Origin of the sequence: Dyella sp. 2YAF14, from assembly GCF_052114725.1 — a bacterium.
Taxonomy (GTDB): Bacteria; Pseudomonadota; Gammaproteobacteria; order Xanthomonadales; family Rhodanobacteraceae; genus Dyella.
On sequence record NZ_JBFRFH010000003.1, the window covers coordinates 135,365 to 158,806 of the forward strand.

Annotated in this window: 21 protein-coding genes; 7 read left to right on the forward strand and 14 right to left on the reverse strand. The window is 62.0% G+C overall.

Annotated elements, in window-relative coordinates; all coding sequences use genetic code 11:
* Window positions 1-8: 8 nt before the first annotated feature.
* The 8 genes from AB4Y82_RS06770 to AB4Y82_RS06805 all read right to left on the reverse strand — a co-directional run bounded on the left by AB4Y82_RS06770 (window position 9) and on the right by AB4Y82_RS06805 (window position 10,057).
* On the reverse strand, window positions 9-1,235 hold the full coding sequence (locus tag AB4Y82_RS06770) for a patatin-like phospholipase family protein (RefSeq protein ID WP_441603826.1): 1,227 nt from the start codon (window positions 1,233-1,235) through the stop codon (window positions 9-11).
* Between the two features lie 83 nt (window positions 1,236-1,318).
* Window positions 1,319-1,954 carry a hypothetical protein gene (locus tag AB4Y82_RS06775; RefSeq protein WP_441603825.1) on the reverse strand — a complete coding sequence of 212 codons (636 nt, stop codon included), beginning with the start codon at window positions 1,952-1,954 and terminating at the stop codon, window positions 1,319-1,321.
* Window positions 1,951-2,208: a hypothetical protein gene (locus AB4Y82_RS06780; protein ID WP_441603824.1), complete on the reverse strand. Its 258-nt coding sequence runs from the start codon at window positions 2,206-2,208 to the stop codon at window positions 1,951-1,953. Before AB4Y82_RS06780 ends, AB4Y82_RS06775 begins: the two co-directional genes overlap by 4 nt.
* Window positions 2,209-2,223: 15 nt before the next feature.
* Entirely contained in the window at window positions 2,224-2,991 is a 768-nt protein-coding gene (locus AB4Y82_RS06785; RefSeq protein ID WP_441603823.1) for a hypothetical protein, read from the reverse strand.
* Window positions 2,992-3,034: 43 nt separating this feature from the next.
* The gene (locus tag AB4Y82_RS06790; RefSeq protein WP_441603822.1) at window positions 3,035-4,258 is read right to left on the reverse strand and encodes a hypothetical protein; all 1,224 of its coding nucleotides are present in this window, start codon (window positions 4,256-4,258) and stop codon (window positions 3,035-3,037) included.
* 257 nt (window positions 4,259-4,515) lie between these two features.
* Entirely contained in the window at window positions 4,516-6,387 is a 1,872-nt protein-coding gene (locus tag AB4Y82_RS06795) for a hypothetical protein (RefSeq protein WP_441603821.1), read from the reverse strand.
* Window positions 6,388-6,932: 545 nt separating this feature from the next.
* Window positions 6,933-8,294 (reverse strand): sigma-54-dependent transcriptional regulator, encoded by a 1,362-nt coding sequence (locus AB4Y82_RS06800; protein ID WP_441603820.1) that lies wholly within the window; start codon window positions 8,292-8,294, stop codon window positions 6,933-6,935.
* Window positions 8,291-10,057, reverse strand: a complete 1,767-nt coding sequence (locus tag AB4Y82_RS06805; RefSeq protein WP_441603819.1) for a sensor histidine kinase — start codon at window positions 10,055-10,057, stop codon at window positions 8,291-8,293. The genes AB4Y82_RS06800 and AB4Y82_RS06805 overlap by 4 nt, the downstream gene beginning before the upstream one ends.
* A 208-nt stretch (window positions 10,058-10,265) precedes the next feature.
* On the opposite strand from AB4Y82_RS06805, the gene AB4Y82_RS06810 reads away from it, so the two are divergent.
* From AB4Y82_RS06810 to AB4Y82_RS06840, 7 genes are all read left to right on the forward strand, one after another.
* Entirely contained in the window at window positions 10,266-11,363 is a 1,098-nt protein-coding gene (locus tag AB4Y82_RS06810) for a hypothetical protein (protein ID WP_441603818.1), read from the forward strand.
* An 11-nt stretch (window positions 11,364-11,374) separates the two neighbouring features.
* Window positions 11,375-11,872: a hypothetical protein gene (locus AB4Y82_RS06815; RefSeq protein ID WP_441603817.1), complete on the forward strand. Its 498-nt coding sequence runs from the start codon at window positions 11,375-11,377 to the stop codon at window positions 11,870-11,872.
* A gap of 296 nt (window positions 11,873-12,168) precedes the next feature.
* Entirely contained in the window at window positions 12,169-13,272 is a 1,104-nt protein-coding gene (locus tag AB4Y82_RS06820; RefSeq protein ID WP_441603816.1) for a glycosyltransferase family 9 protein, read from the forward strand.
* Window positions 13,269-15,095 (forward strand): ArnT family glycosyltransferase, encoded by a 1,827-nt coding sequence (locus tag AB4Y82_RS06825; RefSeq protein WP_441603815.1) that lies wholly within the window; start codon window positions 13,269-13,271, stop codon window positions 15,093-15,095. Before AB4Y82_RS06820 ends, AB4Y82_RS06825 begins: the two co-directional genes overlap by 4 nt.
* Before the next feature lie 171 nt (window positions 15,096-15,266).
* A complete protein-coding gene (locus AB4Y82_RS06830) occupies window positions 15,267-16,799 on the forward strand; it encodes an ArnT family glycosyltransferase (protein WP_441603814.1) in 1,533 nt (510 codons plus the stop codon).
* A 373-nt stretch (window positions 16,800-17,172) separates the two neighbouring features.
* The gene (locus AB4Y82_RS06835) at window positions 17,173-18,705 is read left to right on the forward strand and encodes an ArnT family glycosyltransferase (RefSeq protein WP_441603813.1); all 1,533 of its coding nucleotides are present in this window, start codon (window positions 17,173-17,175) and stop codon (window positions 18,703-18,705) included.
* A gap of 11 nt (window positions 18,706-18,716) precedes the next feature.
* On the forward strand, window positions 18,717-19,337 hold the full coding sequence (locus AB4Y82_RS06840; protein ID WP_441603812.1) for a phosphatase PAP2 family protein: 621 nt from the start codon (window positions 18,717-18,719) through the stop codon (window positions 19,335-19,337).
* A 32-nt stretch (window positions 19,338-19,369) separates the two neighbouring features.
* Here AB4Y82_RS06840 and AB4Y82_RS06845 read toward each other — a convergent pair whose 3' ends face one another.
* The 6 genes from AB4Y82_RS06845 to flgF form a co-directional block, all read right to left on the reverse strand.
* The gene (locus tag AB4Y82_RS06845) at window positions 19,370-20,071 is read right to left on the reverse strand and encodes a sigma-70 family RNA polymerase sigma factor (protein ID WP_441603811.1); all 702 of its coding nucleotides are present in this window, start codon (window positions 20,069-20,071) and stop codon (window positions 19,370-19,372) included.
* 11 nt (window positions 20,072-20,082) lie between these two features.
* Entirely contained in the window at window positions 20,083-20,820 is a 738-nt protein-coding gene (fliP, locus tag AB4Y82_RS06850; protein ID WP_441603810.1) for a flagellar type III secretion system pore protein FliP, read from the reverse strand.
* Window positions 20,817-21,104, reverse strand: coding sequence for a hypothetical protein (locus tag AB4Y82_RS06855; RefSeq protein ID WP_441603809.1), 288 nt, complete (start codon window positions 21,102-21,104; stop codon window positions 20,817-20,819). The genes fliP and AB4Y82_RS06855 overlap by 4 nt, the downstream gene beginning before the upstream one ends.
* A gap of 97 nt (window positions 21,105-21,201) precedes the next feature.
* Window positions 21,202-21,507 carry a FliM/FliN family flagellar motor switch protein gene (locus AB4Y82_RS06860; RefSeq protein ID WP_441603808.1) on the reverse strand — a complete coding sequence of 102 codons (306 nt, stop codon included), beginning with the start codon at window positions 21,505-21,507 and terminating at the stop codon, window positions 21,202-21,204.
* 12 nt (window positions 21,508-21,519) lie between these two features.
* Window positions 21,520-22,269 (reverse strand): FliM/FliN family flagellar motor C-terminal domain-containing protein, encoded by a 750-nt coding sequence (locus tag AB4Y82_RS06865; protein ID WP_441603807.1) that lies wholly within the window; start codon window positions 22,267-22,269, stop codon window positions 21,520-21,522.
* Window positions 22,269-23,435: a flagellar basal-body rod protein FlgF gene (gene flgF, locus AB4Y82_RS06870; RefSeq protein WP_441603806.1), complete on the reverse strand. Its 1,167-nt coding sequence runs from the start codon at window positions 23,433-23,435 to the stop codon at window positions 22,269-22,271. The genes AB4Y82_RS06865 and flgF overlap by 1 nt, the downstream gene beginning before the upstream one ends.
* Between the last annotated feature and the right edge of the window lie 7 nt (window positions 23,436-23,442).

A 23,442-nucleotide genomic window follows, 5' to 3' on the forward strand; every position in this document is an offset into this window, starting at 1 on the left:
ACCTGGCACTAGGAGCCCACGCCAACCTTGGGATACGGAAAGTCTGGCGGCGGAGCCAGCGCACTGTTGAACCATCGCCGCAATGCCGCGTCGGCAATGGCATAGCCCCAGTTGATAAGGCGCTCTTGAATGTCGGCGGGCTTGCTCGCCAGGTCAGTGGGCACCTGGGCCAATGCACCCGTGCTTTCAAAGGGACACGGCAGCGCCCCTGGTGCATTGTGTGTGCGAATGTCTTGTTGGATATCCCAGAAGGCGCCGTAGCGCTCTCCTTGGGTCAGGGCCAGCATTAGCAGTCGCTTTCGCAGGCTGCCCACCTGGTTGTCCACGACATCAAGGCACCGATTGCCAATGGACACCCAGTTCTTGGCCACGCTTGCCTGCGACGCAAAGGGTTTGCCCGCGTTGCTGACGAACAGCGTCTTATAACGCTTGTAGCAGGTCTCAAGGCCCAGGTTGTCGTACACACCGCCATCCGCCAGAACAGGGCGCGTGGTGAATGGCGGCTCCAAGGGTATGGCCGGACCATCCGTGGCGAAGGGTCCCAGCGGTGTCCTGCTCAAGTCCAGGATCGCTGGCGCCAGCACTGGTGGAAAGGCAGACGACGCCGCCACCGCCTTCGCCAATGACAACCCCGGCGACACCACCTGGCCCACGCGCCAATCTCCAAGGTAGGGTTTGGAGAAGCGCCAAAGCGAGCCGGTTTGGAGATTGGACGCGTTGAAAATGAAGCGCACGCGATCGGGCAGGTCCTGCAGCGTCTTGCCGTTGAACAGGTGCTCGTCGTAGGCATCGGCGATATGGTCGCTGACGCTCCCTGGTAACGCGATGTCTTTCAGGACATGGAACACTCCTTCGGCCGAGGTTCCCGCGAGAGTCGTCGACGCCAAGCCACGAATAGGCTTGACCACAAGCCTGCCATACGCCTCATCGAAAGCGGCCCCGTCCAGGGTTTCCAGTTGTGCGAATGCGAGCGCAAGAACGGCAGAAGTGATAGACCCACCGGATACGCTCGATATGCGCTCCAGCTTCCCGACGGCGTTGGGAGCAGCCTGCTGAGGCGCCTGCCGTGATTGGTCCTTGTCCTTGAAGAACCCAAGCTGCCCCAGGCGCCATAGCACTCCGGTATGAAACAGCATGGCCCGGTAACCGCCGCCGGAGAGCGCCAACGCAATGCCCTCGGCAGGCACGGGCGGCGCCGGTGTCGTGGAATGGACGATCAGATCCCCAATGGTCATGGCGATGCCTCGTTGTCAATCAGCAATGGCACGATCGTTACTTGCTGGACGCGGACTCCCCCACTTGTCCGCCGCGACCTCGTTCATGGCAGTGGCACATGGGCCGCATTGCCGTGGATCACCACGTGATCGCGCAGGCACATCGCTGCGTAGTAGCCGAGCGCCGCACCCGGATGCGATGCCAGCGAGCCGTTGCGAAAGCTGTCGACGGTGCGGTCGAGCGCACTGACGACGGCATCCCTGGCGACCTGCATGCTTTGTGCCTTTCCCAACACCTCCAAACCATCGACAAGCGCGTCACCGATCGGATCGAGCCCCTTGTGCGTGGGCATGACCGGTACTCTGATAGTGAAGCCCAGCCAGGCAATCACACCGGCAGTGACAGCCTGTGGGCCCAGTCGCTGCCCTGTTTCGCAGGCCACTGACACCACGGCTGTTCCCGCCCCTGCGGCAACAGCTGCCACGCCCATCGTCACTCGACCGAGCGTGAGCCAGGCGCGGGTATTGCCATGTCCAAAATAAAGTGTGAGATCGGCCTTCGAAGCCAACAGGAGCTGTATCGTCTGTCGATTGGCGGGGGATCGATCATCCACCCGGGACGCAACCGCGTGACTTGGCCAGCGCGCCACAAGGTCGTCCGCCCAATCGCAAGCTTGTCGTGCCGCGGCATCGTCCCGCGGCACGACAAGCGCGAGCTGTCCGACCCGCGTGCCAGTCATCGCGCGCGTTCCTCGTTCCTGCCGAGCGAAAAGCGCTCCACCACCATTGGCAAGCCTTCGCGCCGAACACCGTGCTCCAGGATCGTGCGGATGCCGCGCCCCTCACTGGTGCGACGATCAAAGTGCTCGAAGACTTCGCGGGGCGTCATCAGTGAATCTGAGTCGAGAAAGCCCAGAACGGGGACATCAGGAACACGCTCGGACCAGCGATACAGCGCCCGCCGCAGCTCGTGAAACTCCTCCTCGCTCAGCACAGCGGATCGCCTTGTCTACCGTTTGGAAACATCATCGACATCCTCCCAAAAAGCGTCGTGGCCGGCGGCAGTGGGGTCACGATGCTTCCCTGCCAGCGAGAGATCTCCCACTTCCGGCGACTTGAACCAGGAATCCTTGACGCGAATGGCAGTGCAGAAGGCCCCCGACTGCTGAGTGATCATGCATTTGATGATCTGCTGGTTCATGGCCGAAATGCTGACATCGCTGGTGAGGGCCGCCTCCAAAGGCGTCGTTGCCGTGACGGTTGCGCCGACGGAAAGCGCCACTTTGGAGCTGGCACTACTGGATGCGAGTAGCGTCATGCGTTCCACGCTCGCCACGCCGGTCACCAGCGCCCAATCAGCTTTCCACACACCGCGCTTGTACGCCGCGAGGATGGGCTGACGGAAACGATCGACTTGATCGAGAACGCTAAGTTGTCGCCCTATGACGGCGAGCAGCCAGCTATCTGCATTCTGGAAAGAGACATCGAAACCGGCGTTGGCATGCGGAGCGTCGGGGAAAAGGCTCGACGCGACGCCGGCCGCCCTGAAGCGACAGACAGTATCCCTGCCCGACTGCTCTTCAAGATTGATGGCACTCCCATTCGGGCGAGGCTCGCCTGCATCCATGCCCAGCAACGTACGTGCACTGCCCTGGAGTGAGAAGACGCCGTCGCGCCCGACAGCCACGACGTCGCCGAGCTTCAAGGTGAGCCCAAAAGGCAAGATCAGACGCAGATCGGTCGTCTTCTGGATGGACTGGATGAGGTCCCAACTCATGGCATTGCTCCTGATAAATCCACTGCACCGGCCCTGATGTGCTTCAAAGGAAGTAGTCGATGTACCCGTAGCCGCCTTTCGAGGTGGCTTTGAATATCTTGGGTAGCACCTCTGCAATGGCGGCTGCCTGGGGCACGCCCACCTGGTCGCTTCGCGCCAATTGCTGCCTGGATTTCGCGTCAATCGCTGTCAGCAGGGGTACGCGCGGCACGCCGTTGAAAGCGCCATCCGCTGTTGAACACATCGCCACGCAACCATCTCGCATGGCTTGCAGAGCCGCCTTGGGAGTCGCATTGCGACTTCCGTGGTGACCGACCTTGTAGAAGTCGAGCTTGGCCAAAAGCGCTGCGCTGTCCTTGGTCAGGGTGTCGCTCGTCGCGCTGCCATACAAAAAGTTCGCCCAATTCCCCCATTGGGCGTCACCGGCAAAGAGAAGGCTTTTCCCTTTAAAGGTGAAGAGCACCACCAGGCTCTGATTGTTCAGGTATCGGTCGGCCTCGACGGCCGCTGCGACAAGCAGGTCTGGCTGCACCGACTTGATGCGCTCTTGAAGCGTGTTCCTGTCGACGCTGGCAAAGACTTCGCTGTCGTACTGCTCAGGCGGCACGTTGAAGCCCTTCGCAAACGGCGCCACACTGCCTGACGCCGCGTACTCGGCCAGGGCCAGGTACTCCTGACTGCTGTTTGACATGGTCCGAATCAAGGCGGGGTCGGTGGGTGGCCCCAGAATCGAAGCCTTCAGGCCTGTGGCGACCAGGCTCGCGGGGAGCGTGGGTGTCGCGCCGGCGGCGTAGTAGTCCACCGGTGGGCGATTCGTAAAGCCGTGCAACATATCCAGCGCGGACTGGTTCAGGCCGCCTCCCGTGATGTTCATGACCATGTGCTGATAGCTTTGGTCTCCCGCGAGATTGCGATCGGCGAACGCCGCGCCCAGACGCATCGCGGCCATGGCGAGCTTCGCCTGTGACGCCTTCGCCTTTTTATCGCGCGGATCTTCAAACCAGGACATCCACACACGATCTACCGTGAATGTCTCAAAGATTTCTTTGCAGCGTGCGAAACCCGAAATGTGGTCGGCATGGCGATGCGTCACGATGACCAGTGCCAGCCGATGATTGGTTTCCTCGGCCATCTGCTTGACGGACGCCACAATGCTCCCGGTGTCCTTCGCATGTACGCCGCAATCAATCAGGATGTGCTGGTAGCCCTTGGCCGCCGGCACGCTGACCAGGAAGAAGTCGCCAAAGCCCACGCGATACATGCGCACGCGCAAACCGGTCGCAGCCTTATCCCTCGTCGATGGCGCTTTATGGGATGCCGCCTTTACGCGCGGGGACGCGGGGGATCGCGTCGAGGTTTCTCCGGACTTCTTCGTTGCTCCCCTGGCAACCTTTCCTGTCGCTTTGCGCGCCACTGTCTTGGTCACTTTCGCTGCCGCTGTCTTGCTTGTCGAACGATGAACTGCACCGGCCGACGCTCGGCTCGTGCGCACGCGGCGAGAATTCCTGGGTTGGCTGGCCATGGCTATAGCCCTGCGTGGATGAGCCCAAAGTCGATCCGCATCGGGACTGGCTTGGCAGCTTTGGGCGAGCGCTGGTCGTCGTGATCGTGATCGTGATCGTCCAATGCACCGGTAAGCCTTGCGCTGTACATGCGCTGACGGGTGGCCCGATCGGCATCACGATGCTTGGGTATGACGTAATGGATGCGTGGCGGTGGACGCTTTCCCTTAACCAGCGCCTCTTGCCAAATCAGCAAAGTGACTCCGCCACGGAAAGGCGCGCCCTCGGGATTGTCCGTATCCAGTGGACAGGTCTCCACCAGCTCAACCACCATATCCACGATCAGGTCGCCTTGCGGGCCGATGCGAAACATGGGATGGAACGATGGTGCATCGATGGGCCCATGGTCATCGGGAAATCCAAGTTTCTTGGCATGTTCCTTGGCGTACGCTCGAAGCACACTGCCGTTGTCGTTCTTTTCCTGGTCGGTCAGTCCATTGGGGTCGCCGAAGGTCAAGCCCTCGACCGGATCAAGCGCATCCGCATCGACCTGCGGCCACAACAACGCGTTTTCCGAAAAGAAACTCGCATCCTGCGGCACGATGCCGCGCAGTCGAAACGCCTCCATGAAGGCGTTGCGGACGCCATCGGGATCACCGGGATACAGATCCGCATGAGCCGTCAGCAGCGCTCTCAAGAAGTCACCAAACACGATATCCACTGGCGGGCAGTAGTCGAGCGCGCGAGCGCAAATCGTAAAGAACTCTTCTGCCGTGCGGCTCGCCTCTTCCGCCAGGCGCCCCGCGAGAGACTGGGGCAAATCCACGGGATTGGTGCCACCACTTCCTGCACGAAAGATCCGGAACAGGTCGGCCGTTCGACGCGTGTAGATCGAAAAATAGGCATCGAACACCGCAGCGACAAGGATCGAACCACGTTCGTGGGGCTCCGTCTTCGTGGCCAAGTCGTTGGGATCGGGAGGCGTGCCCAGCGCGCTGCGCAAAGCCGACCGCATGCCGGATGCCTCGCCAAATTGCAGCGCCAGACCCAATAGTGGATTGGCTTTGGATAGCTGCGCCTGGATGGTGGCCTTGGTTGGCTCGGGCGTGCTTGTATCTGGACCGGCTTCGGGTCCGTAATTCTTCTCATACAACTTTCCGCCAGTCCGTTGCAGCGAATCGAGCAAGACATCCTTGTGCGAAAAATGACAGAAGAGCGCCGAAATATCAGCGAAGGCCTCGTGGAAGGCCACAACATCTACATTGGTCGGCTCCATGAAGTAATGCCGTATGCCATCCACGATGGCATGCGTCATTTCGTGCGCAATGATGTCGTGGGAAAGGCACGTGAAGACGACTTGACCTGGGAGGTTGGCGCCAGGGTCGGTTTTGCTTGCGCGGAAATATCCAAACACAATGCCCTGGACTGCCCGGCTATAGAACGCATTGGCGCCGACCATCGCGTGTGGAAAGAGAAACAGCTTCGACTGGTTGCGCCCTGATTTCATCTTCGCTGCCCGGGCCCACCGGATGCGGCGTCCCAGCGCGTTTTCAAATCGCTGGAGGATCTCGCTCGCAACGGCGTACACCATCTGCTGATGAAAGCGGGGATCACCTTCGTTGGGCTCGAGGCCGCCGGGCATGACGAGCCGAAGATCGTCAAGATTTACCGGCAGATAATAGGTCTTCTGCGAATAATCGTAGTCGACGACAGCCAATCGCTCGCCCACCGGACCGGGAGCCAAGGGCTCGTAGGTCACGCGCACCGTCATGCGGTTGCCCACGTAGTGTCCCGCACTGGGGTCGAATGCATAGACCTTCAGTGGGCGAAATGCCGGCTTGGGAATCCGCACGACTTCGTAAATGCTGGCGTCTTTTCCAACGACTTGGCTCATGGCTGACTCCGCCGCTGTAACCGGTGATCGATGCAAGAACGCTTGGCGCACTCCCTGCGACCCATCCCCGCCACTCCGGAGCCCATTCGACGATCGCGCCGTGTCCGCGCAACACCGCGATGCGAAGCTAAGGCACAGGCCTCTTTCTTCCGCTGAGCTATGCGGACGCAGACGACTTACGAAACCCCTGGCCTTCTACTGCCAGATGCGCCCGCCGAGCACGCAGATGGCGCAACATACCTTTGCGACGCTACCACCACGGATACTCAGTTCAATTAGCTAGTGGTTGTAGTCTTGCTACACAGATGCAACGCCTGCCCGATTGCGCAGATTCTCCCGCGCACGACTCATCGAACAGGCGGTGGCCGTCGGCCACATCGATGCAGCCCCTGCGTCAAGGTTCGATCACCTGGTACAGCAGGCCGCTTTTTCTGCTGCGTCTACTCATGGCCAAGCAGCTTGCGCGGCCGATACGGCGTCTCCAGCTGCGCGCACTCTTCAGCCGACGGCCTCAAAGAGAGTGCTTCGATAGCATGAATGCAACGCTACATCTGATACGTCTTGAGCTTGTACCAAAGCGTGCGTTCACTGACGCCCAGCAGGCGCGCCGCGGCGGCCTTGTTGTTGTCGCTGCGCGCCAAGGCGGCCCCGATGAGTTGGCGCTCCAGGGACTCGACGCGATCCTTCAAGGCCAGAGAGCCTTCGGGCGGTGGCGCGACGTGCGGCGGCGGCACCGTCGGCTCGCGCGAAAGCTCGGCCGGCAACAACGCGGCGCCAACTTCACCGTCGCGGCAGAGCACGGCGGCGCGCTCCATCAGATTCTCAAGCTCGCGTACATTGCCCGGCCAGTCGTAGGTTTCCAGTCGCTCAAGTGCACGCACTGACAATCGGGGCGTGGCGCGCCCCAGTTCCAGCGAGTATTTGTTGAGGAAGTGATTGGCCAGGATGACCATGTCGCCGTGGCGGTCACGCAGCCTCGGCACGTCGACGCGCACCACGTTGAGCCGGAAATAAAGGTCGCGTCGCAGCATGCCCGCTTCGACCGCCTCTTGCGGCTCGCGATTGGTGGCCGCCACCACACGCAGGTCCACCGGTATCGCCGCATTGGCGCCGAGCTTCTCGATGCGTCCTTCCTGCAGCACGCGCAGCAGCTTGGCCTGCAGGCTGGTGGGCATCTCGGTGATCTCGTCGAGAAAGATGGTGCCGCCGCTGGCCAGCTCGCATTTGCCCACGCGATCGCGCAAGGCGCCGGTGAATGCGCCTTTGATATGGCCGAACAGTTCGGTCTCGAGCAACTCCGTAGGAATGGCCGCGCAATTGATGGGCACGAAGAGACCTTGCCGGCCCGATGCCTCATGGATGGCGCGTGCCACCAATTCCTTGCCGGTGCCGGTTTCCCCGACGATGAAGGCATTGCTGCGCGTTGGCGCCACTTGGCGGATCAGCTCGTAAAGCGCCTGCATGGCCGGGCTGACGCCGATGAACTCGCCCCAGCCTCGCGATATCTCCTCACGCAAAAAAAGGTTCTCGCGCTGCACGGCCTGCATGGCCAGCGCTCGGGTCACCGCCATCTCGACGGTCTCCATCTCGAACGGCCGGATGATGTAGTCGACGGCGCCAAGTTTCATGGCGGCCACGGCAGTCTCGATGGTGGCGTAGGCGGTCATGACGATGACCGGCACGTCCTGGTTGCGTTCGCGCAAGGCCTCAAGCAAGGCAATGCCATCCATCCGCGGCATGCGCAGATCCGTGAGCACCAGGTCGACCGACTGTTTCTCGATGACGGCAAGCGCTTCCATGCCGTCACCGGCTTCCAGCACGTCATGGCCGAGCGACTTCAGGGACAATTCGAGGATGCGGCGCATCTTCGCCTCGTTGTCCACCACGAGTATCCGCCTGGCGTTCATCGGTTTTGCCCATCCACTGCGAATCGAAGATTGAAGGAGGCGCCACCCCAGGCACTCTCGCCTACGGTGATTTCGCCGCCATGCACATGCACCACCTGCTGCACGATGGTCAGGCCCAGGCCGATGCCGCCATCTCGACGGCTGAAGAAGGGGTCGAAAATCGTCTGCCGCAGCGATTCGGGAACGCCGGGACCGTCGTCCATCACGCTGATCCACACCGCGGCCGCATCGGAGCGGGTGGCCACCTGCACACGGCCGTGCTCACCCACGAAGGCCAGTGCATTCAACACCAGGTTGAGCAGCACTTGCATGATCTGTTCGCGATCGCAGGGAAACACCAGCACCGGTTCGGCAAAGTGGCTGGACAGGGAAACGCCGGCCTTGTCCGCCCGCGAGGCTAGCAAGCCCAGCACGCTGTCGACGATGGCGTGCAAGTCGTGCGGACGAAAATCGGGCGGCGCCGGGCGCGCGCATTCCAGCAACAACGTGACCAGCCGGTTGAGCCGCTCGGTCTCGCTGAATATGAAGCCGATCAGCTCATGCTCGCGCTCGCCCAAGTGTGGTTGCCGCTGCAGCATTTGCGCGGAACTGCGCAATATGCCCATGGGCGTTCGCACCTCATGCGCCATGATGGCGGCCATCTCACCGACCACGGCGAGTTTGCCTGCACGCACGACCTGCTCGCGTGAACGCGCCAAGGCGTCGATCATCTCCGCATAGGCGCGATGCAGCTCGTGGATCTCGGAGATATGGGTGGCCGGCAGTTGCGGCAACGCAGCGTCGCGCTGACGGAAGCTGCGCGTAAAGTCAGTCAGGGCCACGATGGGGAGCGCAATGCGATTGGCCAGTCGCGACGAAATCCACAATCCCGCAAGCAAGGTCAGCACCAGCACCGCCAGCATTGCCCACAGCAAGCGCCAGATCGGGCCAAAGGAAACCGAGGTCGGCTCCATCATCACGATATGCCAGCCCAGGCCCTGGAATTGCTGATAGCCCGTCGACGTGGCGATACCGACCAACAAAGTGCCATAGCCAAGCGCACTGCCGTCGCGGACATAGGACAACGCCCCCTGCGCCGGCAGGCGCCAATCCAGTTGCAGGCGCGAAAGGACGGCGCGTGTCCGCAAGGCAGCGGAGGCAGCGATGACGCGACCGTGATCGTCCACCAGCAGGAGCCCTCGTGACCCGTGACCCACGGCCTCGTCCAGCAGCGCCTGCACGGCTTGCCAGTTCAGCACGACGTAGAGGTAGCCGATACTGCCCTGGCCAAACGTATTGGCAACCGGCGTACGCAAGATGGCGCCCTGGCCATCAGCGCCCCACGTCTGGGCAATGGATGCGCCACCCAGGCGAGCACCCGAAATGGGGCGCCACACAGCACCGGTCGGCGCCGCCGTGCCAATCAGGGAAGGCTGGCTGGCTGCCACCACGCGTCCGTGTTCGTCGGTGCACAGCAGCGCGGCATACGCGTTACCCTGCCCGGCATGCAGATCCGAAAGGAAGTGTGAGAGGCGTTTGTCGACATCGTTGACGCGGATGTCCTGCATCACCTCCAGCCCGCTCCACACGCGCATGTTTTCGATATGCGAGAACAGCAGCGTGTCGATGCGCTGCATCACGGTGCTGGCGCCAAATCGCAGGTTGCCGGCGATCTCCGACCTGAGCGCACTGCGAAACTGATAGAACGAGAGCGCCCCAACCACCATGACGGTGCCCAGCAGGGTCAGGAACAGCAGGCGGAACAGGGCTGATCGTGTGGTCAAAGTGCTGTCGTCGCGCTGATGATGGGAGTGCGTCGCCGCCCGAGCTGGATGGCACGCCTTTGCGGCGGCCCCTGCACTGTCGCAGAATCCGCCGCAGTGCCGAGCCCCTCCGATGAAATAGTCGCTCGCCAGCCTTTCGTTTCGCTGTGTCTGCCGCCCGAACCAGGCGTGCCGGCTCGATTCCATTCCATGTTGGTGGGTATGACCGATGAACAGGCACCCTCGCCGCCACTCGCTCCCTGGCGCAGTCGCCCTGCTGCTGGGCCTGGTCTACGCCTCGGGCGCGATGGCCGCGGACGATGGCGACGGCAGCTGGCAACCGGCGCCCTATACGCTGGGCCAGGGCCTGTACTTTCCTGGCGTGGGCTTGCGTGTCGGCGGCTATGCCGACCTCAATTTCTTCAGCGTCCAGGGCACCAAGACCAGTTACAACGTGCGCGATCTGAGCCTGTTCATCACCCAGGACATCGGCACGCGCTGGCAGCTTTTCAGCGAAATCGAAGCCACCAACCCGGTCAACAGCACCGGGCGCACCGACGATGACGACGCCGAGCTCGACATCGAGCGCCTGTACGCCGACTACCACGCCAACCAGGCCATCACGTTCCGCTTTGGCAAGTTCCTCACGCCCGTGGGCGAGTGGAATCTGGTGCATGCCGACCCGCTGACCTGGACGGTATCGCGTCCCTTGTCGACCTCGGCTGCGTTTGCGCTCCATACCAACGGCGCGATGATGTTCGGCACGCTTCCGGTGAAGGGCAACGACCTCGACTACTGGGTCTTTGCCGATGACAGCAAGAACCTCAACATCGGCCGCGATCAGGACAATGCGTATACCAACTTCGGCACCACCGAGACGCTGCAGAACAATTTTCGCCAGGCCATTGGTGGCCGGGTGCTCTACCACCTGCTGGGCGACTCGCTGAGTATCGGCGCCTCCACGCTGAACTACGAGCTGCAGCAGCCTCGCGAAAAATACTGGCTCAACGGCATCGATTTCAGCTGGACGAGCCGCTACGTGAGCCTCACGGGCGAAGGCATTTACCGCAGCAGCACCAGTAACCGCCCCGATGAGCGAGGCGGCTTCGTGCAGGCAGAGGTGCCGCTATGGCGACGGCTGTACCTGATCGGCCGCTACGAGCGCTACCGATCATCGACGCCCGCCCAAACCAGCACTATCCGCACCACGGCCATCAATTTCAAGCCGGTTGAAGGGGTCGTGCTCAAACTCGAATATCGCGATGGCTCTCACAACGAGCTGCTCGCGCCGACCGGTTGGCTGGCGTCCGTCGCGGTGCTGTTCTGAGCGTCGCCCCCATGCGCGGACAACTTCGGCAATGGTCCACCTGGCTGATCATCAGTGCGCTGCTGATGCGGGCGGGCTCGGCCTGGGCCGCACAGCCGCAGATTGCGATCATCACGGCACTTGATGGGCCGCAGATGACGCTGGATCAGAACACGGTGCGCAACGTGTATCTGAAGAAGATCTTTGTGGACGGCAAGGGGCAGCGGCTGACGCCGGTCAATTTCCCCAGCCGCGCGCCGATGCGCGTAGCGTTCTCGCGCGCGCTGCTGCACATGGACGACACCCAGCTGCAGGACTACTGGGATCGGCAATACTTCCAGGGTGTCAGTCCGCCTTACGTGCTCGCCTCGGCCGATGCCGTGGTCCGTTTTGTGGCGACCACGCCGGGTGCGATTGGTTACGTGGAACCCTGCCAGGCAGATGCCAGCGTGCGCGTCGTGCTCACCATCACCCTGCCGGCGCACCAGGCCGAAGATCTTCCGATCTGTCCGGAACATCCTGCGCCCTGAGTCACCCGGCCGCCGCGCCAATCATTGCAGACAAACTTTGCACTCTGCAGGATGCCGCGCGCTCGCTGGATCCTGCCCGGTGTGCTCTTTCATCGAATGATCAGCCACTTGCACCGGTGGCACGAAAATCGCACCGCAGCACTGTCCGGCTGCGAGCTACCAGATCCTTTGTCTTCTCTGTGTCAACTTCTTGCACCCTTCTTAGGGCATGATGCGGTTGGCGGTAGTTGCGCGGATCTCGGCATGAGCCCGGAGCGGAATTCGCCTCATGCCTCCTTCATGCCTACCGGTGCCGCTTGAACGAAACCAAGACACTCCATTGCAACGAGCCGCTGCCTCGCAAAGGCATCTTTCGCATCCTGGTCTGCCGCCCCAATCATCGTCTTGGCAATACCATCCTGCTCACGCCGCTGATCGCGGAGCTTGAGCGGCACTTCAAGGGCGCGGAGATCGACGTGATCTCCGAGGGAGACATCGCCGAAGAAATCTTCGCGACGTTCTTCAGCGTCCGCAACGTCTATTGCCTGCCCAGGCGCGGATTCAAGCACCCGCTGCCCTTCCTGCACCTGCTGCATCGCGTGCGCCGTACCCGCTACGACCTGATCATCGACCCTTGCCTGGGCTCGGGCTTCAGTCGCGCCGTCACCCGCCTGCTCCAGGGAACGTACAAGCTGGGCTTCAGCGACACTCCCCTGCGCGCAGGTCTCACCCACGCTGCGCCGACCAGTATCGCAATGCAGCATATGGCCAAACGCCCGGTCAACCTGCTGCGCTGGGCGCTGGGCCGCAGCCAGGGCGAGGAGCCTGGCTATCCGCCATTGGATATCCGATTGACGGATGTCGAGCGGTCCCACGGACGCCATGTGATTGGCGAACTGCTGGCCGTGTCGCGCCAGACCAGTTCGCCCCCGGTGGTCGGCGTGTTCGCCAATGCAACGGGCGCCAAGCGTTACCCGATGGAGTGGTGGCGCGAGTTCATCGACACCTTCAAGACGCTATGTCCGGCAGCGAGCATGCTCGAGCTGATCCCCATGCACGGCCATTCCATGCTGGGCGCCGAATGGCCGGGCTATTACTCCTCCGACATTCGCCGCATGGGCGCGGTCATGGCAGGCATGGACCTGATGATCACGGCCGATTGTGGCGTGATGCATCTGGCCGTGGCATCGCGCGTGGCCACGGTCGGCATGTTCTGCGTCACCGATGCCTCGGTGTATGCCCCTTACGGAAAGGGCAACTGCTCCCTGCCCACGCAAGGGCTTTCCGCACGCGAAGTCGCTTGCCGCGTAGTGGCGGCGCACCCGGATTTGCTGGGGCGTCCCGTGTTCGGGTCGTCACCGGGGGACGTGTCAGCCACGGCGGGCGAAGACCTGTTCCTCGAGCGGGCATGGGCACCATGACGGAACCACTACGCACGCCTGGCGAGCCTTCTGCAGAGCGTGCCGACGTGATGTCCCCGCATCAACCCAGGTCGGGATACGCACCCAGCGATGCTCCGGCGACGGCCTGGTCACGCGATCGACTGGAGCGCTGGCTGTTGATGTTGGGTGCTTTGCTGCTGCTCGCGGCGGGCATCGGCCTGCGCGGACCCACTCCATCGGATGAGCCCCGTTTCGCACTGGTGGCGCATCAAATGGTGGCGTCGGGAAACTGGCTGATTCCGCATCGCGGCAGCGACTGGTATTCGGACAAGCCACCGCTGTTCATGGCCATGCAAGCGCTGTCGTATACGCTCACGGGCAACTGGTGGGTGGCATTTTTGCTGCCTTCGTTGCTGAGCGCCCTGGGTACGCTGTGGCTGGTGTACGACCTGGCGCGCCGGCTATGGGGGCATCGAGCCGGCATGTTCGCCGGCCTGGCCCTGCTGTGCACGGTGCAATTCGTATTCCAGGCCAAGCGCGGACAGATCGATCCGACCGTCACGTTTTTCATCACGCTCGCCAATGTGGGTCTGCTGCGGCATCTGCTGCTGGGCCCGGACTGGCGCGCATTCTGGCTCGGCTGCTTTGCCGCGGGCCTGGGCGTCATCACCAAGGGTGTCGGCTTTCTTGCCTTGATGATGTTCTTGCCGTGGGCCTTTGCCGCGCGGCGTCGCTGGCTCTGGATGCCTGGCTTTCGTGGCCAAGTCGGGCACTGGATGGGCGGCCTGCTGGCTTTCGCCTTGGCCATCGCGCTGTGGATGGTGCCTTTGCTTTTCTATGTGCACGCAGACGACAGCGACGTCGCGCGCAGCTATCTGCACGATATCTTCTTCAACCAGACCCTCCATCGCTACGTGCATCCCTGGAACAGCTTCCAGCCGCCATGGTTCTATCTCACGGTGATCATCACCTCGTGGCTGCCGCTCAGCCTTGCCTTGCCCGCACTGGCGCCGGCTTGGATGGAACGGCTGCGGGCGCGCGATGCACGCATCCTGCTGCCGCTGGCGTGGATCGTCATGGTCATCGTGTTCTTCAGCCTGACGCGGGCCAAGCGCGACGTCTACATCATGCCGGCGCTGCCGATGCTGGCACTTTGCGCGGGCCCGTATCTGGAAGATGCGCTGCGCAAACGCTGGCTGTCGTTCGTCGCCATCGGGTTTCTGCTCCTGCTCGGCAGTGCCGCCTTGGGTATCGGCGTAGCTGCGCTTGGCTTCCATCCTGCGGCGACCGCACGTTTCATCGCTGCGCGCCAATTGGGCGAGCAAGCCTCGCTGTGGTGGAGCATGTGCATCGCCCTGGGCACATGGCTGTTGCTGCAGGCGGCGATCTTTCGCCCTCGTCGCGCCGGTGTTGCCATGCTCGCCGGCATGGCCGGCGTATGGGCGATCTGGGGTCTCGGCATGGCACCCATGCTGGCGCGCGCCAGCTCCCCGGCGACATTGGCCAATCGCGTCGAGCAGACCATTGGTCCACAAGCCGAGCTCGCCCTGGTCGCCTGGAAAGAAGAACTGCCGCTTGCCTTTGCGCGACCGCTCACCGATTTCGGCTTTGTCGTGCCCTGGCATCAGCAGCTGGCGTCGGCAATACGCTGGCAGGCCCAGGCGCCGGAACGGCGCTGGGTGCTGGTGCTGGCGGACGTGATGGGGCCATGCATCCTCCGCTCGGCAACCGTGGATGCAGGCATCACCAGCGGGCGCGACTGGCGACTGTTTCGCAGCGACGCGGTGGCTGCTGCGTGCCGGCAAGGACAGGTGCCCACGGGCGCCGTCGAGGACTGGGGCGGCATCGACAGTCACCGTTGATGCACCTGCCTCCCGTCCTTGTGCCACCACGCTCCCGAGTCGCCCGTGAATTTTCCAGACACCCACGCACCTCGCACCACGTTGCATGTTCGCCTGGCGTCCTGCCTGCCCTGGGCATGGCTACCGTTGTGGATCGTGGCGGCGCTTATCGCGATTTTTCAGCACGGCCCCATGCCCATGCATTCCACCCGCACCTTGTCGGTGGCGTGGGAGATGTGGACGCACCACAGCGTGCTCGTTCCTTACCTCAACGGCCTGCCCTATAGCGACAAGCCGCCTTTGCTGCTGTGGCTGATCCAGTTGGGCTGGGTGATCGGCGGCGTCGGTGATGTGTGGCCGCGTCTGCTCGAAGTGGCGCTCGGCGCACTGCAGCTGGTGCTGGCGTGGCGGCTGGCGCGCCGACTGTTTCCACGGACTGCGCTGGTTGCACACGGCACGGCATGGATCGTGCTCGCGCTTACCTATGGCTTCCTGTTTGGCCTGCAGGTGATGTACGAGGTCCTGTTGGCCGACTGCGTACTGGCGGCCCTGCTTTGCCTTGCACCCTCGGTGCATGGCGAACCTCCGCGTCTGGGCAGGTTTGCCCTGGCGCTCAGCCTCGGCTTGTTGACCAAGGGACCGGTCATGCTGCTGCATGTCGGGCTGCCCTGGCTGCTGGCTCCCTTGTGGAGCGAATACGCACGGCGGGATGCGCGGCGGTGGTATGTACGAGGAGGCGCCGCCTGCCTGGCGGCGTGCGGGGTGCTGCTGACGTGGGCCTTATTGGCTGCGTGGAGTGGCGGCGAGGTCTATCGACACACGCTGCTGGTACATCAGACTGCCGGTCGCGTTGTCGACGCCTTTGCTCATGCGCAACCGTTCTGGTGGTACCTGCCCTTGCTGCCGGTGCTGCTGTTTCCGTTCGCGCTATGGCCGCGCATCTGGTTGGCGCTGGCTAGCTGGCGTCGCCCGCTTGAGCCCGGCCTGCGGTTTTTGCTTGCGTGGCTCGGCTCTGTTTTTCTGGCGTTCTCGTTGATCAGCGGCAAGCAGGCGTACTACCTGCTGCCTGAGTTTGCCGGATTTGCCGTGCTGGTCGCGGCATCGCTGGCCCGCCTGTCCTTGCGCGAGGCGCGGCCTGGCCGCTGGTGGTCGCCATGGCCGTTGGCGCTGCTATTGGCGATGGCTGGCGCCATCTTGATCACCATGGACGGGCTGGTTGCCCATGGGCACCTCGTTGATCCGATGTTTGCAACGCTGGCCACGCATAGTCGCCCGTTCGGCGTGCTGTATCTGCTGCTGGCGTTGGTGCTTGCCGTGCCGCGACGAGGAGAACTGTACCGTGTGGCCGGCGTAGGCCTGCTCGCCGTGGTGACGGCCAACGGGCTTTTCAGCATGACGCTATGGCCCGCTTACGACTTCGCCCCCGTGGCCCGCCTGCTTGCTACTGCCCAGCAGCAGGGGCGAGCCGTTGCCAACTTCGAATCGAACGACGGGCAGTACACCTTCCTCGGACGTCTGACCCAGCCGGTCGCATCGGTGCATAGCCTCCACGCACTAGGCGAGTGGGCGCACCAACACCCCGAAGGCCTGGTGATCATCTATCCCAGGCGCCTGAGCGACGCTGATCGCGCACACGCCATCTATATCCAACCGTTCCGCGGCATATCGCTGGCCGTATGGCCCGCAGACGCCCTCGCGCAGGCGCTTCCTCAAGAAAACCTGTGACGCGATGCGCGCGATCCAGCGCGCGCTCCTACCCTTTTTGCAAACGAAAATTGCAGGGTGCAGGTTTTGCATGCTGCTGGCGGTGCGCTATCAGCGTCCAAATGGACGCTCGCTCAGCCACTTAGTGGCGTGGCATGAAATTGGCAAATGGATAAGCAGACATTCGCCAACGCAGAGCTTCATCCATGCCCGCAACGGCCGGTACGTTTCTCGATCGGTTTCCCATCACGCCATGTCTTAGCCAGTCACCTTCCTCTGCCAGCGAGTGCCTGAGCCAACAAGGCGGCAACGCATGGAACGTTGCCTGCCAACGTCCACCAAATTTCGTTTGCACAAGGGAGGCGACCAGGGCATCGCTGACCGGTTGTCACGCATGAACAGCAGCCTGAGTGTGTCGGTTGAATCTACGCGAGCGGCCGCGCGCATCCACACCAGTGCTCTGGCGTGGGTGTTGCTGCTTGGCCTGTTGCTTGGTTTTGGCTTCCAGGGCTCTCGTGGCTTGTGGAGCCCCGACGAGGGGCGCTACGTGGGCGTTGCATTGCAGATGATGGACTCGGGCAACTATCTCGCCCCCGCCTATAGTCCTGCTTCGCTCAATTTCTCCAAGCCGCCGCTGACGTATTGGGCAATTGCCGCGTCGCTTCGGCTATTGGGCCGCAATGCGTGGGCGGCGCGCCTGCCTTACGCCCTCGCCTACCTGACGACGCTGGTCTTGCTGTTCGCCATGGGCAAGCGCACCAGCCCGGGCAAACCCTGGCTTCCATCGCTGGTCTATGCGACCAGCCTGTTCACGTTTTTCAGTTCCAACATCATCAGCACGGATGTGCTGCTGACGCTGACTGAGGGCCTGGCGGTGCTCGGCTTCATCCTGCACCGATGGCCTGAGAGCGACGACGAACGACGTTACGGATTGGTCGTGATGTGGCTCGGTTTTGGTCTGGCCTTCTTGACCAAGGGACCTCCGGGCCTGCTCCCCCTGCTTTCGGTCATCGCCTTCGCCGCGATCTGCGGCGGTGGACGTGCCGTCGTTCGACTGTTTCATCCGGCCGGCCTGGTGATCTTTGTACTGGTTGGCTTCACCTGGTATGCCGTGGTCATTCTTCGTTATCCCGGCCTGCTCCACTATTTTCTTCATCAGGAAGTGTACGGCCGCATCTTCACCGCCATGCACAAACGCCATGCGGGAGCCTTTGGATGGGCTGTGGCATTTCTTCCCGTGCTCGTGCTCGGAACCATCCCCTGGTGGCGCGGCCTTGCGCTGTCGATCCGCGACATGGTCAAGCCCGCCCAGTGGATCCGTTGGCGCAGGGAGCAATCGATTGAGCTGTTTCTTGTGCTCTGGTTTGCGCTGCCCTTCGTCATCTTCTGTCTCGCGCAGTCGCGCCTGCCGCTCTATCTGCTGCCGCTGTTTCTCCCTCTTGCCCTGCTCACGGCATCGCGCATGGAGCGCACCTTCGATTTAGGCAGCCAGCGGACCATCGCCTTGCTGGCCACATGGATCGTGCTTCTGCTCGCGACCAAGGCCATCGCGGCCTACGGCTACAGAACGAACGTCGACAACCGCCAGGCAGCAAAACAGATTGCGGCAACGATGGGCGCAGCCGATTACCGTGCGCTGCTTTTTCTGGAAGAGGCCACGGACACCTATGCCGTGGAAGAACAAACCCTCTGGGGCCTCAGGTTTTATCTCAACCGGCCGGTCTACGGCATCTGGTGGCGCAGCCCCGACGTGGGCACTCAGCTCTGCGCCGCTGCCAAGGCACAGGGAACGTCCTTGCTGCTGGTCGATCGCGACATCCCTGCCGCCAATGCGCAGGCGCTGTTGAACAGCTGCGGCGCCTCCGTCGTGTCCGCCGGCGCGTGGCGAAACAACCTGCTGTTTCTCGTACACGGTGTTCCGAAGTGACCGGAGGGCGTATGTCCATTCGACAACTCGCAGCCTTGGTCCTCGTGCTTGCCTGCAACCCCAGCTGGGCGGGCAGCGGCATCCTGGGTCTTGATCACCCTGTGACCTATGACAACAGCGGCATCTGGAAGCGCAGCAATCAGCAAATCCTGTTCTATGGAACCATCGCCACCGTGGGTGCGGGAGCGCTCTGGTTTGGCGATGACAACAAACTCGGCGACACCTTCTGGCGATCGGTCGATTCCGTGGCGATCACCGCTGTCAGCACGCAAGCGCTCAAGTGGACCTTCCAGCGCGAGCGCCCGTCGGAAACCAATAACCCAAACAAGTGGTTCCAGGGCCTGCACGCCGAGAGCTTTCCCAGTGGCGAGGTGGCAACCATATCTGCCGCCGTTACGCCATTCATCGTCAACTATGGCAGCGACCATCCCGCGGTCTACCTGCTTGCCCTCCTGCCCGCGTACGACGCGGTGGCTCGCGTAAAAACGCATGGGCACTGGCAGAGCGACGTGCTGATAGGCGCGGCCATCGGAACGGGCATCGGGATATGGGCCACGCATCGCGATTCGCCCTGGATTCTTTCGCTGCTACCCGGGGGATTTCAGGTTGGCTATGTCCATCACTTCGATTGAAAGCGCAAACCCATGCGCTAACCTTAATCAAATCATGCTGACTCGGTCCAAAGATCGCGGAGCAGCACTCGGAGGCGTCCCAGCGCCTGCTTGTGCAACTGGGAGATGCGACCTTTCGTTACATTCAATTTCTCAGCTATCTGGGTGAACGGAATGTGGTGGTAGTAGTGCATGACAACGATGGAACGCTCTCGTTCCGGTAGCAACTTGACGAACTCAGAGACCAGCGCCTCCCGTTCTCGCTCTTCAACTGCCGTGTACGCGTCCGACTGAGATCTAGGCGACGGCAGCGACTGGGCATCCAGCAGAAAGCCAAGGCCCATCCCTACCGTCGCGGCTACAAAAGCTTCGAGTGGGTCATCGGATGAATCCTCCTGCATCGAGGCGACGCGTTCGCGAAGCGTGTTGCGGGCTTCATCCTTGACGTCAACGCGTCCGGGACGATGCAGTAGCTGTCGTAGCCCGTTGAAAACGGAACCGCGTATACGGAACTTGGCGTACGGCTCAAAATCGACGCCACGGGCAGGGTCGAAGCGGTCGATCGATTCAAGCAACCCGATGAACGCATTTTGGGCGCAGTCTTCCCAGATGCTTGAAATGCCATAGATTCGGCAATACACGGAGCGCGCTACTTGCCGCGCCCAGTCCGAGTGGCGCACAACCAGCTCGCTCCTGGCGTCAACGTCTTGATGGACCTTCCAGCGGTCCCATAGCTGACGTTCGTGCGCATCCAAGCCGCGGCCCCTCAGTGATAGCTGCTAAGGAGCGCCTGGGCCAAAAGTGCCCAGCCGTTGACCAAGAGAAAAAGCAGCAGCTTGAGTGGGAGGCTGATGGTTGTCGGCGGCAGCATGATCATGCCAAGCGCCATGAGGATGGCGGCGACCACCAGGTCAATCAGAAGGAACGGCAGAAAGATTACGAAGCCAATCTGAAAGGCGGTGCGAAGTTCGCTCAGCATAAATGCGGGAATGAGCTGCAGCGCGCCAACCTCATCGATCGACTTGGGCATCGGCAGCTTCGACATCTGCACGACGGCGCGCAAATCTTCCTCGCGAGTTTGGCGCACCATGAAATGCTTGAACGGTTCGAACCCTTTGGCAATCGCCACGTCCGCTGGGATTTCGTGCCGACTGTAAGGGTCGATGGCGGATTGCTTCGCCGCCTCGAACACGGGGTTCATCGAGAACAGTGTCAGGAAAATAGCAAGCGTCAACAGCACGCTGTTTGGTGGTGTTTGTTGCAGGCCGAGCGCGCTCCGCAGCAGCGATAACACCACGATGATCCGGGTAAAGCTGGTCAGCGCAATGACCATCAGCGGCAGGAACGCCAGCGCAGACAGCATGACGAAGGACCGGAGAACCGGCGAATAGTCGTCATTGGCCAGGCGACTGATGAGCCCCGCCATCGGCTCGCTGTGAGCTACGCCACTGGCGAGCACGCACGCCAGCGCGCCACTGATCATGTACCAGGAGCGGCACTTCACAGACCGTCCCCCCGCCCTTCAAGAGTATTCGACATCATGTGGATCTGAGCTGTCGCACCGCGAACGGACTCTACGACCAGAAACTCCTGGTCTCCCCTGGCAAGGACATGGACCGAGGTGAAAGTGCTGACTCGCCTGGATGCGCGTAACGACAATTCGGACCGATCACCTTGAGAGACTGATGATCGGAGCATCACGCCATCGAGCCAGCCCTTCTTGCGCGCGACGTACAGCGCCGCTATCAATGCCACAAGCAGCAGCGTCACGGTGAGCATGGCGAGCACGAACCTGTCCGTGGAGACGGCTGATTCAGTGCGAAAAGGGAGCCCGGAGGGCGCGGCCTGCACGAGCGCCAACGCAATGCTTCCGCCTTGAAGCATGTCAGAGGATCTCCGAGATCTTGACGCCAAACTGATCGCCAACGGGTACCAGATGTCCCTTCGCGATCACTTTTCCATCCAGGCGAATCGAGACTGGCTCATCCAGGCCGGAGTCCAGCGTCAAAAGATCACCCTTGCCCATGGAAAAGAGCCGATCGACCGATACGTTGGCTTGGCCAACCACCACCTCGAGCTTGACGTTGACATGGCCCAGTAAGGCGATATTGCGTTTGATGAGGGGCGCGACTTCCTGAGTCTCGCTTTTGCCTGCAATGGAATTGGCGGCGGTAGCGACTTCTTCATTCATAAGTTTTCGTGCTCAGAGGGAATGGGTAAGCGTGACGGTGCGGGAAGAATCCCTCTCGCCAAGTGTCGCGAAGGCGATGGCCTGGCCATCGACGACGCGTATCTCGACTGGCGCAGATAACAAGGCGTCGCCGACCAGTACTTCACCGACGCCTAGATTGTCCAAGTGCGACAGCGATGCCGTGCCCAGAGGGATGCACACCTCCAGGTCGACAACCAGGCCGTTCATGGCCTGGGCGCGCGAAGCCAATGCGGCTTTCTCTGGACTCTTCGCAGGCGCCAGCAGATCCGCAACCGCCCGGTCTATAGCGAGGAGGAACGTGAACCTGCCCAGAGACACCGTCGCCAAGTACGCGCCAAGCTCAAGCTGATGGCAGGCATCATTTGGGCTATCGCCTTCGGACATGCCGCCAAGCGGCACGTGTGCGCGACGAGCCAAGCGCTGGGCCAAGTCCGCCAGAGCTCGGTTGCCGATGCGCGCAGCGAGCGCGGATGAGTTGTCACCGGCATGACCAGACAGATGGCTTCCAAGCGCAGCTTCGCCGCTCAGTGAGACCAACTGGAGCGTCCCCGTACCCAGGCGCCATGTAGCAAGCGACTCTTGGCTGGGTGCCCACGCATCAAGTGGGAACACGTCGATCGCCGCCGAGGAATGCTCCAGCCACCAGTCGCGCGACCACTCGGAGATTTCGCGAACCAGCAGCGCATGAAATTCGATGCGCCGGGATTCGCCGAGCCAACCAAAACGCGGAACGTCGATCATCACCCGCCCCGCGTCGAATCGTAGAGCTGCTGGAGCATGTCGCTCGATACCGTCATCACCCGGGAGCTGGCCTGATAGCCCCGCTGGATCACGATCATGTCGGCGAGCTCCTGGGTGAGGTCAACGTTGGACATTTCCAGGCTTCCGCCATCGATCTTGCCGAACACCGTCGAACTCGGCCGGCCGACCTGGGCAATCTGGGTCTGCGGTTGCAGATAGAGATTTCCCTGGATCATCTGCAGGTTCGACTCATCCTGGAATGTCGCCAGTGCGAGTTGCGGACCGGCCTTGGTCTCGCCATCGGAATAGGCGAGCTGCAAGGTGCCGGTGGTATCAAAGCTCTCCGAGGAGAGGCCAACGACGCCGTGCCCGTCCTTGACCTGGGCGGCGAGTGTGGACGTGGTTCCCGCGAACGTCGTCGTACCGGATAAGCCGCCGGCCGTTCCAAAATTAAACGTCAATGCCTGGGCGGTGGGACCCCAGTTTGCGCTGGCCGATACCGTGGTGTACCCGGGCTGCAGCGTGCCGTCCGTGCTGAAGCGTATTTCACCGCTCCCCAGCGATGTACCGCTGGCATCGGTGACACTGACCTTCCAGCTACCCGCCGTCACCGATGTATTGCTCGTGAGCGCCACGGTCAGGACGTGGGCGTTGCCTTGCGCGTCGTACACAGTGACATTGTTTACAGTGTCCGAAGGGCTGGTCGGGTCGATGTTGCCCGCCATAGAAATACTGGTGGTCGGCTGTGCTGGGAGCTTCTCCAGCGAAGAGATATCGATGGCCCCATAGGTGCCATCCGTCGCATAGCCTTGAACAACATACTTGTTGACGGAGTCGACCAGCTGCCCCTGCTCGTTGAATTCAAACTGGCCCGATCGCGTGTAATAGGTGGCGCCCTGCGCATCCTTGAGGATGAAAAAGCCCTTCCCATCGATCGCGACGTCCGTGCTCGTGCTGGTCTGCTCGATCTGGCCTTCGCTCAGGTTAAAGCCGGTGCCGGCGACCTTCGATCCATCGTCGTCGAGCACGTTCTCCATGAACGAGTCGCTGCCGCGAAAGCCCGGCGTATTCATGTTGCTTACGTTGTTGCTGATGGTATTCAACGTCTGCGAGAAACTGAAAAGACCCGACACGCTGTTGTATAGCGCTTGCATGATGCTGGGCATGACTCAA

Bases quoted from the DNA above. Each gene is read 5' to 3' on its own strand.
- flgF (WP_441603806.1), bottom strand. From the start codon at position 23,435: ATGCCCAGCATCATGCAAGCGCTATACAACAGCGTGTCGGGTCTTTTC.
- AB4Y82_RS06830 (WP_441603814.1), top strand. From the start codon at position 15,267: ATGCCCATGCATTCCACCCGCACCTTGTCGGTGGCGTGGGAGATGTGG.
- AB4Y82_RS06775 (WP_441603825.1), bottom strand. From the start codon at position 1,954: ATGACTGGCACGCGGGTCGGACAGCTCGCGCTTGTCGTGCCGCGGGAC.
- AB4Y82_RS06785 (WP_441603823.1), bottom strand. From the start codon at position 2,991: ATGAGTTGGGACCTCATCCAGTCCATCCAGAAGACGACCGATCTGCGT.
- AB4Y82_RS06795 (WP_441603821.1), bottom strand. From the start codon at position 6,387: ATGAGCCAAGTCGTTGGAAAAGACGCCAGCATTTACGAAGTCGTGCGG.
- AB4Y82_RS06860 (WP_441603808.1), bottom strand. From the start codon at position 21,507: ATGAATGAAGAAGTCGCTACCGCCGCCAATTCCATTGCAGGCAAAAGC.
- AB4Y82_RS06810 (WP_441603818.1), top strand. From the start codon at position 10,266: ATGAACAGGCACCCTCGCCGCCACTCGCTCCCTGGCGCAGTCGCCCTG.
- AB4Y82_RS06825 (WP_441603815.1), top strand. From the start codon at position 13,269: ATGACGGAACCACTACGCACGCCTGGCGAGCCTTCTGCAGAGCGTGCC.
- AB4Y82_RS06815 (WP_441603817.1), top strand. From the start codon at position 11,375: ATGCGCGGACAACTTCGGCAATGGTCCACCTGGCTGATCATCAGTGCG.
- AB4Y82_RS06865 (WP_441603807.1), bottom strand. From the start codon at position 22,269: ATGATCGACGTTCCGCGTTTTGGTTGGCTCGGCGAATCCCGGCGCATC.
- AB4Y82_RS06840 (WP_441603812.1), top strand. From the start codon at position 18,717: ATGTCCATTCGACAACTCGCAGCCTTGGTCCTCGTGCTTGCCTGCAAC.
- AB4Y82_RS06770 (WP_441603826.1), bottom strand. From the start codon at position 1,235: ATGACCATTGGGGATCTGATCGTCCATTCCACGACACCGGCGCCGCCC.
- AB4Y82_RS06800 (WP_441603820.1), bottom strand. From the start codon at position 8,294: ATGAACGCCAGGCGGATACTCGTGGTGGACAACGAGGCGAAGATGCGC.
- AB4Y82_RS06835 (WP_441603813.1), top strand. From the start codon at position 17,173: ATGAACAGCAGCCTGAGTGTGTCGGTTGAATCTACGCGAGCGGCCGCG.